This is a genomic window from Corynebacterium sp. AOP36-E1-14, assembly GCF_052377495.1.
GTDB lineage: Bacteria > Actinomycetota > Actinomycetes > Mycobacteriales > Mycobacteriaceae > Corynebacterium.
Genome location: NZ_JBQSWV010000047.1, coordinates 1 through 10,163 on the forward strand (window position 1 = coordinate 1; position 10,163 = coordinate 10,163).

9 protein-coding genes are annotated in these 10,163 nt (G+C 68.7%); 8 read left to right on the top strand and 1 reads right to left on the bottom strand.

Annotation, left to right across the window (positions count from 1 at the left end; all coding sequences use genetic code 11):
* Window positions 1-35 precede the first annotated feature (35 nt).
* From trmB to ACT3TD_RS14260, 5 genes are read left to right on the top strand one after another with little or no spacing between them, the layout of a single operon-like run.
* Window positions 36-821, top strand: a complete 786-nt coding sequence (trmB, locus tag ACT3TD_RS14240) for a tRNA (guanosine(46)-N7)-methyltransferase TrmB (RefSeq protein WP_301441650.1) — start codon at window positions 36-38, stop codon at window positions 819-821.
* Window positions 818-1,483, top strand: coding sequence for an NYN domain-containing protein (locus ACT3TD_RS14245; RefSeq protein ID WP_301441651.1), 666 nt, complete (start codon window positions 818-820; stop codon window positions 1,481-1,483). The genes trmB and ACT3TD_RS14245 overlap by 4 nt, the downstream gene beginning before the upstream one ends.
* A 15-nt stretch (window positions 1,484-1,498) precedes the next feature.
* Window positions 1,499-3,976 carry an MMPL family transporter gene (locus ACT3TD_RS14250; protein ID WP_441579734.1) on the top strand — a complete coding sequence of 826 codons (2,478 nt, stop codon included), beginning with the start codon at window positions 1,499-1,501 and terminating at the stop codon, window positions 3,974-3,976.
* A 6-nt stretch (window positions 3,977-3,982) separates the two neighbouring features.
* The gene (locus tag ACT3TD_RS14255; RefSeq protein ID WP_301441653.1) at window positions 3,983-5,278 is read left to right on the top strand and encodes a lysylphosphatidylglycerol synthase transmembrane domain-containing protein; all 1,296 of its coding nucleotides are present in this window, start codon (window positions 3,983-3,985) and stop codon (window positions 5,276-5,278) included.
* A gap of 37 nt (window positions 5,279-5,315) precedes the next feature.
* Window positions 5,316-5,735 (top strand): DUF3054 domain-containing protein, encoded by a 420-nt coding sequence (locus tag ACT3TD_RS14260; protein WP_301441654.1) that lies wholly within the window; start codon window positions 5,316-5,318, stop codon window positions 5,733-5,735.
* On the opposite strand, the gene ACT3TD_RS14265 is transcribed toward ACT3TD_RS14260, so the two are convergent.
* Window positions 5,710-6,609 carry a LysR family transcriptional regulator gene (locus ACT3TD_RS14265; protein ID WP_301441655.1) on the bottom strand — a complete coding sequence of 300 codons (900 nt, stop codon included), beginning with the start codon at window positions 6,607-6,609 and terminating at the stop codon, window positions 5,710-5,712. The genes ACT3TD_RS14260 and ACT3TD_RS14265 overlap by 26 nt on opposite strands.
* Before the next feature lie 120 nt (window positions 6,610-6,729).
* On the opposite strand from ACT3TD_RS14265, the gene ACT3TD_RS14270 reads away from it, so the two are divergent.
* The 3 genes from ACT3TD_RS14270 (at window position 6,730) to ACT3TD_RS14280 (ending at window position 10,106) form a co-directional block, all read left to right on the top strand.
* The gene (locus tag ACT3TD_RS14270; protein ID WP_441579733.1) at window positions 6,730-7,959 is read left to right on the top strand and encodes an MFS transporter; all 1,230 of its coding nucleotides are present in this window, start codon (window positions 6,730-6,732) and stop codon (window positions 7,957-7,959) included.
* A gap of 129 nt (window positions 7,960-8,088) precedes the next feature.
* Window positions 8,089-8,658 carry a DUF6230 family protein gene (locus ACT3TD_RS14275; protein WP_301441657.1) on the top strand — a complete coding sequence of 190 codons (570 nt, stop codon included), beginning with the start codon at window positions 8,089-8,091 and terminating at the stop codon, window positions 8,656-8,658.
* Window positions 8,658-10,106 carry a DUF6114 domain-containing protein gene (locus tag ACT3TD_RS14280; RefSeq protein WP_444638060.1) on the top strand — a complete coding sequence of 483 codons (1,449 nt, stop codon included), beginning with the start codon at window positions 8,658-8,660 and terminating at the stop codon, window positions 10,104-10,106. The genes ACT3TD_RS14275 and ACT3TD_RS14280 overlap by 1 nt, the downstream gene beginning before the upstream one ends.
* The last annotated feature ends 57 nt before the right edge of the window (window positions 10,107-10,163 follow it).

Sequence of the window (10,163 nt, forward strand, 5' to 3'; positions counted from 1 at the left end):
TCCCTGTACCGCTGTGTTCTGCCACAATGTGAGGGATGTCTAATACCGATAACCCCCCAGCACCGCGTTCGGGTGGCCGTGGCCGCCCCCTGCAGACAGAGTTTAACGACGGACGCGACTATCCGCGACTGGGTAGCTTCAGTTTCCGGCGCGGAACACTCACCGACAACCAGGAGAACCTCTGGGAGGAGAACTGGCCGTCGTTGGGCATCGAACTCACCGACGACCTCACCGACCCGGTCGACCTCGACGGATGGTTCGGACGCACCGGCCACGACACCATCGTCGAGGTCGGCTCCGGCACGGGAACGTCCACCGCGGCCATGGCCCCGCTGGAAGAGGACACCAACGTCGTCGCCGTGGAGATCTACCGTCCGGGCCTGGCGAAGCTGCTGGGCTCGGTCGTGCGCGGCGACATCGGGAATGTCCGTATGGTCAAGGGCGACGGGGTCGAGGTGCTGCAGCGTCTCTTCGCCCCGGGCAGCCTCGCCGGGGTGCGCATCTTCTTCCCGGACCCGTGGCCGAAGGCGCGGCACCACAAGCGCCGCATCATCCAGACCGGCACGCTGCACCTGATCGCCTCGCGTCTGCGCCCCGGCGGCATCCTGCACGTCGCCACCGACCACGCCGACTACGCCGACTGGATCGACGAGCTCGTCGACGTGGAACCGGACCTGGAGTACCTGGGCTGGCCGCAGGACGAGACGACCCGCGCCGAGGTGGCGCCGGTGCTCACCGACCGCCAGATCATCACCAAGTTCGAGGGCAAGGGCCTGGACAAGGAGCACACCATCCGCGAGTACCTCTGGAAGCGGCGATGAGCGGCGCGCGCTCCGGCAACGCCGAGGCCCTGTCCTACACCGGGCAGGCCGAGCAGACGCCGGTGTACCTGCTGGTCTGGGACGCGCCGAACATCGACATGGGTCTGGGCTCCCTGCTGGGGGGACGCCCCGACGCCGTGCACCGCCCGCGCTTCGACGCGGTGGGCCGCTGGCTCATCGACGAGGCGCGCGACGCGTCCGGCGAGGCCGTGGAACTGACGCCGGAGGCGACGGTGTTCACCAACGTCGCGCCCGGCTCCGCCGAGCAGATCCGCGGCTGGGTGGACGCCCTGCGCAACGTCGGTTTCGCCGTCTTCGCCAAGCCGAAGCTCACCGAGGACTCCGACGTCGACCCGGACATGCTCGAGCACATCCGTCGTCGTCGTGACGAGGGCGTGCTCGACGGTCTGGTCGTGGCCAGCGCCGACGGGCAGAACTTCCGCGAGCTGCTCGAGGAGCTCGCCGGGGAGATCCCGGTGACCGTGCTCGGCTTCCACGAGCACGCCCACTGGGCCGTGGAGAACGAGACCATCGGCTTCCTCGACCTCGAGGACATCCCCGGGGTCTTCCGCGCGCCGTTGCCGCGCGTCAACCTCGACTCCCTGCCGGACGACGGTGCCTGGCTCCAGCCGTACCGCCCACTCTCCGCGTTGGTTCGCTGAAAGGAGCCTTCCTAAGTGTTCACGAGATGGGGCGACTTCGCCTTCCGTTTCCGACGCATCATCCCCGCCGTCATCATCGTGCTGATCGGCGTGCTCTACCTGGGCATCGGCACCCAGCTGGACGACCGGATGAGCCAGGAGGGGTGGGACGACCCGACGAGCGACTCCACCCGCGCCGCGCAGATCGAGCAGGAGACCTTCGGACGCGACGCCTCCGGCGACGTGATCGTGCTCGTCACCAGCGATAGCGCCGATGGCGCCGACCTGACCGATCCGGGCCTGATGGAGAACGTCAGCAGCCAGCTCAACGCCATCGCCGTCGGCAACCAGGACGCCGTGGCCGGGATGACCAGCTACTTCGACACCGGTCAAGAGCAGATGCTCTCCGACGACGGCACCTCCGCCTTCGCCGCGATCAGCCTGCACGGCACCGAGGACGAGGTGCTCGACAACTACCGGGTCATCGAGGACGAGCTGCACCAGATCACCGTGGACGGTGCCACCGTGGAGATCGGCGGGGCCACGGCCGTCGCCGGCGCCCTGGACTCCGGCATGGGCGACGACATCCAGCGCGCCGAGCTGATCGGCCTGCCGGTCGTCGCCCTGCTGCTGCTGGTGATCTTCGGCAGCGTGGTCGCCGCCTGCATGCCGCTGGTCGTGGGCATCCTGTCGATCCTCGGGTCGATGGGCATCCTCTCGGTGCTCGCCGGGGTCACCCAGGTGAACACCTTCTCCCAGTCGGTGGTCACCCTGCTGGGCCTGGGCCTAGCGATCGACTACGGGCTGTTCATGGTCTCGCGTTTCCGTGAGGAGCTCGCCGAGGGCAACGACACACGCACCGCGGTACGCAACACCACCGCCTCGGCGGGCAAGACCGTGGTCTTCTCCGCCCTGATGGTGGCGGTCGCCTTGTCGAGCCTGCTGATGTTCCCGCAGGCCTTCCTGAAGTCGGTGGCCTACGGCGCGATCTCCGCGGTGGGCCTGGCGGCGCTGATCAGCGTGGCGGTGCTGCCCAGCCTGTTCGCGATGCTCGGCCACCGCATCGACAAGTGGACGATCATCCGCCGCGGGCGTACCCGCGAGGCCACGGTGGCGTCGTGGTGGGGCAAGGTCCCGGCGTTCGCGATGAAGCACGCGAAGCTGATGACGGTGGGCATCGTGGCCCTGCTGATCCTGCTGACCATCCCGTTGAGCGGGGTGAAGTTCCGCGGCATCAACGAGACCTACCTCCCGCCGGGCAACGACACCCGCATCGCCCAGTCGCACTTCGACGACAACTTCCCGGAGTTCCGCACCGACCCGGTGAAGCTCGTCGTCGAGGGCGACAACGCCGCCGTCGGCGAGGTCTTCCAGAAGGCCAACGCCATCGAGGGTCTGACCGGCACCTTCCAGGTGTCTCAGCCCACGCAGGACGGGGTGACGGTGCTGTCGGCGGGCATCGCCGACCGCGACGACAACGACCGCATCGTCAACGAGCTGCGCGACATCGCCCACGGCCTCAACGCCGACGGGACCGTGCTCGTCGCCGGCACCCCGGCGATGGAGGTCGAGTCGATCGAGGCGCTGTTCGACAAGCTGCCGTGGATGCTGGTGTACATCATCGCCGCCACGTTCATCCTGCTGTCGCTGGTGTTCGGGTCGGTGATCCTGCCGGCGAAGGCGGTGATCATGAACATCCTCGGCACCGGTGCGACGTTGGGCATCCTGACCGCCCTGTTCGTCGACGGTGTGGGCGCGGACCTGTTCAACTTCTCGCCGGGCCCGCTGATGAGCCCGGTGCTGGTGCTGATCGTGGCGATCATCTACGGACTGTCCACGGACTACGAGGTGTTCCTGGTGTCCAGGATGGTCGAGGCCCGGGCGCACGGGGCCTCGACACCACAGGCGATCAGGTTCGGCACGGCCACGACCGGCGGCATCATCACCGCCGCGGCGTTGATCATGATCGTGGTGGCCGGGGCGTTCGCGTTCTCCGACATCGTGATGATGAAGTACATCGCCTTCGGCATGATCGCCGCGCTCATCATCGACGCCACGGTGATCCGCATGCTGCTGGTGCCCGCGGTGATGTTCCTGCTGCGCGAGGACTGCTGGTGGGCGCCGCGCTGGGTCACGGCCCTGTCGCGCAAGATCGGCCACAACGAGCAACTCGAGGGCTACAGCCCGGAGCAGGCCACTGGACCGACCTCTGGGCCGACCTCTGAGCCGGTCCGCGAACCGGTCACCGTCGGTGCCCCGGAAGAGACGCAGGACGAGGCACAGGACGCAGCGCCGGACGCACGGGGCGCCGTCGTGTCCCGCTCGCCGCTGCCCGCGGCGCGTCCCGCCGGGGTCGAAACGCAGGACGCGACGGACGCGGCGGACGCATCGGACGCCGAGGAGCACGACGAGGCGGCGTCCTACGGTGCGCACGCGACGTCGGACGACGCGGTCCCCTTCAGCGAACTGATGCGGCGCCTGCAGCAGGAACGTCCCGACGACCGGGAGAATTGACCGCCGATGACCTCCGACCCCCAGCCCAGCCGTTTCCGCGACCGGTGGCGCATGATCCTCCAGTGGTTGAAGGATCCGCGCGTCCGGGCGTTGCTCACCCTCATGCTGCTGGGGGCGATCATCTTCCTCGCCCGCGACCACTACCACTTCCTCGAGGAGGGGTGGGCGGCGATGCTGCAGGCCAACAACTGGTACATCCTGGCCGCCGTGGTCGCGATGGGCCTGTCGATGGTCGCGCAGGCCGAGGTGATGGTCGCGCTGCTGCGGCCGGCGGGCGTGCCGGTGAAACGCACCAGCGCCAATGCGCTGGGGCTGTCGGCCAACGCGTGGTCGTCGTCGTTCCCGGGTGGGCCGGCGATCTCGGCGGCGATGATCTTCCGCGAGCAGATGAAGTGGGGTGCGACCCCGGTCATCGCCAGCTGGTACCTGGTGATCTCCGGGGCGTTGTCCGGTGCGGCGATGGCCATCCTGGGCTTCGGTGCGGTGTTCTTCCTGCAGGCCAACGTGCACGTGTTCTCGCTGACGTTCTCCCTGGTCGCGCTGATCGCCCTGACGCTCGCGGCGAACTGGGTGGCACGCAACCCGGAGAAGGTGCAGGCCGGCCTGCTGGCGGCGATGACCTGGTTCAACGAGAAGCGCCACAAGCCCGCCGACCGGTTCCACGAGCAGATCCGCAGCTTCGCCGACCAGTTGCGGGCCGTGGACCTCTCGCCGAAGTGGCTGGGCTACGCGGTGTTCGTCTCCCTGCTGAACTGGGTGCTGGAGATCGTGTGCCTGTTCCTGTGCATCCTGGCCATCGGCGCCGAACCCAGCGTCGCCGGCGCGGTGCTGGCGTTCATCATGGCCAAGCTCGTGGGCCAGGCGCAGATCACCCCCGGCGGGCTGGGCCCGGTGGACATCACGCTGACCACGATGCTGGTCGGTACCGCGGGGCTGGGGTCCGGGCAGGCGGTGGCCGCGGTCATCGTGTTCCGCATGATCAGTTTCGCGCTGCTCACCCTGGTCGGTTGGCTGGTGTTCCTGTGGACGTTCGTGCGCCCGGAGGAGGCGCAGGACGCCGCGGCGTCCGGGGCGGGCACCGGCGGTGCCGGCGACACGACCGGCTCTGCCGGTTCGGCGGGCGGGGCGTCCGGTACGTCCGACGTCCGGCGCCGCAGTGGCCGGGGCCTGACCTTCCGGCAGATCACCGGCGGCTCGGCGGCTCGACGCCCGCACGACGACCGGGACGGTACGGGGGACGGTACGGACGACGACGGCATCATCGACCGGCTCCCCCGTCATCCGGAGCGTCCGGAGGAGTGACCCCCACGGGCGGTGGTCACACCCTAGAATGGTCGGTATGACGAAATCCCCCGATGTGTCGTCCGGCCCCGCCGGTCCGTTCTCCGCCACCGCCGGTACCTCGACCACGATGGCGCTGGTCATCGACGCCGTCGCCGTCCTCGTTTTCGCCCTGCTGGGCAGGCTCTCCCACGACTCCGGCTTCTCCATCCTCGGCTGGTTGGGGACGTCCTGGCCGTTCCTGCTCGGACTGGCCGTGGCGTGGGCGCTGGTGCTCACCGGGACCGTGCGTCCCGCCCCCGGCACGGGCCTCGGCGTGCTGATCGTGACGTGGTTCATCGGCATCGTGGTGCGCAGTGTCGTGAACCTGTCGCTGCCGTGGATGTTCCTGCTGACCTCGTTGATCTTCCTGGGGATCCTGATGATCGGGTGGCGTGTGGTCGCCTCCTTCGTCACCCGTCGACAGCCCGCCGCCTGACGAGTTCCAGGAAGCGGGCCACCGGCAGCGTGAGGTTGGTGCCCGCGGCGTCCCACACCACGCCGAGCTCGCGCACCTTGTCCGTGTCCAGGGGGATCACGGACATTCCCTCCATCTGCAGGTTCGGGTCGCCCAGCGGCAGCAGTGCCACGCCGAGCCCCGCGGTGACCAGTCCGGCGACGGTGGTCAGCTCCATGGACTCGAAGACCAGCCGGGGGCGGAATCCGTTGTCGGCGGCCAGCCCGTCGAGCAGCAGGCGGGTGCCGTAGCCCTCCAGCATCGCCACGAAGGGTTCCTCCGCCGCCTCCGCCAGGACGATGGACGCCCGGCCCGCCCACCGGTGGTCCGAGGACACCGCCAGCCCGAGGCGTTGCTCGGCCAGTTCCGTCCAGCCCACCACCCCGGAGGACACGTGGTCGACGGGGCAGGGCCCGACGATCGCCAGGTCCAGGCGCCCGTCCAGCACCTGGTCGACGAGGCCCAGTGCCGCGCCCTGCACCAGTTCGAAGTCGATGCCGGGGTGGGCGGTGCGGAACTCCCTCAGCAGGTCGGGAACCAGCCAGGTGCCCAACGAGTGCATGAAGCCCAGGCGCACCGTTCCCAGTTCCGGGTCGACGAGCCGACGGACCTCGTCGACGCCGGCGCGCCAGGTGTCCCGGGTGTCCACGGCGGCCGCGGCCAGCACGGCGCCGCGGTGGTTGAGCACGAGGTTGCGGCCCCGCCGGTCGAAGAGTTCCACGCCGACGGCGGCCTCGAGCTTGCCCAGACGACGCGACAACGCCGACTGGCTGATGCCGGTCGTCAGGGCGGTGTCGACCATGTTGCCGGTCTCGACGAGGTCGAGGAACCAGTCGAGGTCCACGGGGTCAGCCACGCACGACACCTCCCCTGACGAGCCTGTGACGGCCTGCGCGCCGCCTGATGCATTATTCGGGACAGGTTCGTCATTGTAATGCATTTTGATTGTCAGCGGGAGGTGACCACGATGGGCGGCATGAACGACACAGGCGGCACCGGTGACCCAGACGGCACAGACGGTACAGACACGCGGCTCTCCCCGGGCGACCCCGGCTACCGGCGGGTGATGGTCGCCGCCGCCACCGCCGGACTGGCCAGCTTCAACGCCATGTACCTCACCCAGGCCGTCCTGCCGGCGATCCACGACGGCCTGGGGGTCACCCCCACCACCGCCGCACTGACGGTGTCGGCGACCACCGGCATGCTCGCCGTCGCCGTGATCCCGGTGAGCATCCTGTCCGAACGCGTCGGTCGTCGCCGCGTCCTGCAGGTGTCCGTCCTGGCGGCCACCGCGCTGAGCCTGCTGCTGGCGATCGCCCCCGGCATCGGCATCCTCATCGGCCTACGCGCCCTGCAGGGCCTGGCGGTCGCCGGCGTCCCGGCGGTGATGATGAGCTTCCTGTCCGAGGAGATCCGCCAGGACCACCTGGGCCGGGTGATGGGCCTCTACATCGCCGGCACGACACTCGGCGGGCTGCTCGGACGCCTGGTGCCGTCCGGCGTACTGGAGTTCACCGGATGGCGCGGCGCCGTGCTCGCCGGCGGGCTGGTCGCCTTCGCGCTCGGACTGGTGTGCGTCTGGGCACTGCCGCCGCAGCGCCACTTCACGCCGAAGAAGATCACCCTGCGCCACGAGGTCGCCGCCTTCCGCCGCCACTGGCACGACCGCCGCCTGGTGGCCCTGTTCATCCTGCCGTTCCTGATGATGGGCGCCTTCGTCTCCCTGTACAACTACCTCGGCTTCCGCCTGACCGGCGAGTTCGGCCTCACCGAGGCTCTCGCCGGGGCGGTGTTCCTGCTCTACCTGTCCGGGACGTGGTCCTCGGCGCGGGCCGGGGCGATGGTCGCCAAATACGGGGCGGCACGGGTGCTGGTCGGCGGAGTCACCCTGACCACCGTGGGCCTGTGCCTCGCGCTCGTGCCGAACCTGGTGGTCACCGTCCTCGGCGTGCTGCTGTTCACCGCCGCCTTCTTCACCGTGCACTCCACCGCCTCCACCCTGGTCGGCCAGATCGCCGACCGCGACCGGGCGGAGGCCTCCTCGATCTACGTGATGAGCTACTACCTCGGATCCTCGGTGATCGGGTGGCTCTCGGGCTACTTCTTCCAGATCGGGTGGGTCGCGCTGGTGGTCGCCCTTGTCGCACTACAAATCAGTGCGCTAGTGTTATGCCTGGTCAGCACGTCGGCTACCCGCCGATCGTGACACGCCCCACTACAATTTGCGCATTCTTCACAGAAACAAGTACGACAGCGATACGATGTTGCGAAGTCGGCTTCATATTTACTAACCGAGGGGCGTGGAGAGCGCCACCTCACCAACGGAGGAACGAACATGGGACACATCAAGGGAAAGCGGTTCGCCGGCGTCATGGCGGTCGGCCTCCTGGCCACCGCCGGGGTGGGCGTGGCAATGGCCCAGGGCGGTATCTCCGCCAATCTGGCACTGTCGAACACGATCTTCAACCAGGAGGTCAGCAACCTCGACGCCAGCGGTGTGGCCATCTTCGGCGGCACCGACGACCAGCACGACGGCGCCCAGGGCGTGGCCCGTCTGGTGTTCGACGACGCCACGATCACCGACATGTGCATGACGGCTCCGCTGAACCTGCCCGGCCTGGGCGAGAAGCGCTTCCAGATGCTCGTCCCCGGCGAGAACACCACCGCCGAGCACCTGGTGCTCGGCGCCCCCGGCCTGGTCGGTGGCCTCACGCTGAACAACGCGCAGATCGGTGTGGACGCCAGCCAGCTCGACGACGAGCCTGCCGCCGGCTCCTGGGGCCTGCACGCGGACAGCCTGACCGGTTGGGACCAGGTCATCAAGGCCACCTCGATCAGCGCGGACAAGCTCACCGCCGCAGGTGCCAAGGTGGGTGTCGTGAGCGTTGACGAGGCTGAGTGCTGATGCCTGACGACTCCACCTCGTCCCCGGACAATCCCAGGGACGAGGACACCACCGAGCTCATCGACGCCGTCGACGACAACGCCGTCAACGACAACGCCACCGGCGATTCCGCCGGCGACGCGGCGTCCGGCGACGCTGCCGGTGCCACCGCGTCCGACGATGCGTCCCGCTCGGAGAAGCTCGAGAAGCAGAACCGGCGCTTCACCCGTTGGCGCAAGCAGCGCCCGTTCGGTGCCGGCCTGCTGATGATCCTGGCCGGCATCGCGATCATGGCTCCGGCCTACCTGTCTCTGGAGATCTCCAACATCCAGATCCAGATCTCCACCATGGGCGGGGTCTCCACCCTGGTCATCGGCCTCCTGCTGATCACCTGCGGACTGATGTGCTGGTTCCGTGGTGAAGGGCGTGTGATCGCCGGCGTCGCCGCGATGATCCTCTCGGTCCTGTCCCTGTGGCAGACGAACTTCGGCGGGCTCATCATCGGCCTGATCCTCGGCCTCGTCGGCGGTGCCCTGGCCCTGGCCTGGGACCCGCAGTCCCGCGAGGACGCCAAGGACGAGAAGCGCCAGAAGAAGGAGGCCAAGCAGGCCCGGAAAGCAGAGAAGTCAGGGAAAGGAGCCGCGAACGCGAAGCCGGTGATCGCCGTGCTCGCCGCGCTCGCCGTCGGTGTCGGCATCCAGACGCCCGACGCCCGCGCCCAGATCCCCGGCCTGCCGGACATCCAGCTGCCGGACCTGCAGATCCCCGGCCAGACCGGCAACGGCGACGGAGACACCGACGGGGAGACCAACAACTCCCCCGCCCTGCCGAACCTTCCGGAGCTTCCCGAGGTCCCCGACCTCAACCTCCCCGAGCTCACCCTGCCGGACGGCAACCAGCTGCAGGACGGCATCGACGGCTCCCTGGAGTCCCTCGGGGTGGAGATCCCGGGGCTGAACGTGGCACCGCCGGAGCCGGTGGCGAACATGCGGCCACCGTACGGCGACACCTTCACCATCAAGACCGACAACGCGACGATGACACCGGGCATGAAGCTGTCCTACGTCACCATCGACACGGTGCAGGGGCCGAAGAAGGCGATCCGTATCGACGCCGACCAGGCTGTCATGGAGAACCTGCGCGTGCAGTTCCCCAACTCCCTGGGCCCCGACCTGCTGGACGACACCAAGGGGAACACCAGCACCCTGACCGGCAACTTCCACATCTTCGTGCAGGAACTGACGATGACGCTGGAGCTGCTCGGCGTGGACACGATGATCCCGATCACCATCAACGCGGACTGGGCCCCCGACGACATCGCCGCGGAGCTCTCCAAGATCGGTCTGGGCCTGCCGGACCTGCTCTCCGAACAGACCCGCGTGCTCGACGTGCGACTGGAGACCTACCAGGTCATGGCGGACAAGATGGACTTCCCCGTCACCGACATCGGCCCCTGGCACGAGAACTGATCCCCCGCAGGGGTACCAAGTTGGGGCGGGGGGCGGGGTGTTGGGCAACACCACGCC

What these genes read in the sequence shown, in the direction of transcription:
- trmB (WP_301441650.1), top strand. Translation starts at nt 36, where the DNA reads ATGTCTAATACCGATAACCCCCCAGCACCGCGTTCGGGTGGCCGTGGC.
- ACT3TD_RS14245 (WP_301441651.1), top strand. Translation starts at nt 818, where the DNA reads ATGAGCGGCGCGCGCTCCGGCAACGCCGAGGCCCTGTCCTACACCGGG.
- ACT3TD_RS14255 (WP_301441653.1), top strand. Translation starts at nt 3,983, where the DNA reads ATGACCTCCGACCCCCAGCCCAGCCGTTTCCGCGACCGGTGGCGCATG.
- ACT3TD_RS14260 (WP_301441654.1), top strand. Translation starts at nt 5,316, where the DNA reads ATGACGAAATCCCCCGATGTGTCGTCCGGCCCCGCCGGTCCGTTCTCC.
- ACT3TD_RS14270 (WP_441579733.1), top strand. Translation starts at nt 6,730, where the DNA reads ATGAACGACACAGGCGGCACCGGTGACCCAGACGGCACAGACGGTACA.
- ACT3TD_RS14275 (WP_301441657.1), top strand. Translation starts at nt 8,089, where the DNA reads ATGGGACACATCAAGGGAAAGCGGTTCGCCGGCGTCATGGCGGTCGGC.
- ACT3TD_RS14280 (WP_444638060.1), top strand. Translation starts at nt 8,658, where the DNA reads ATGCCTGACGACTCCACCTCGTCCCCGGACAATCCCAGGGACGAGGAC.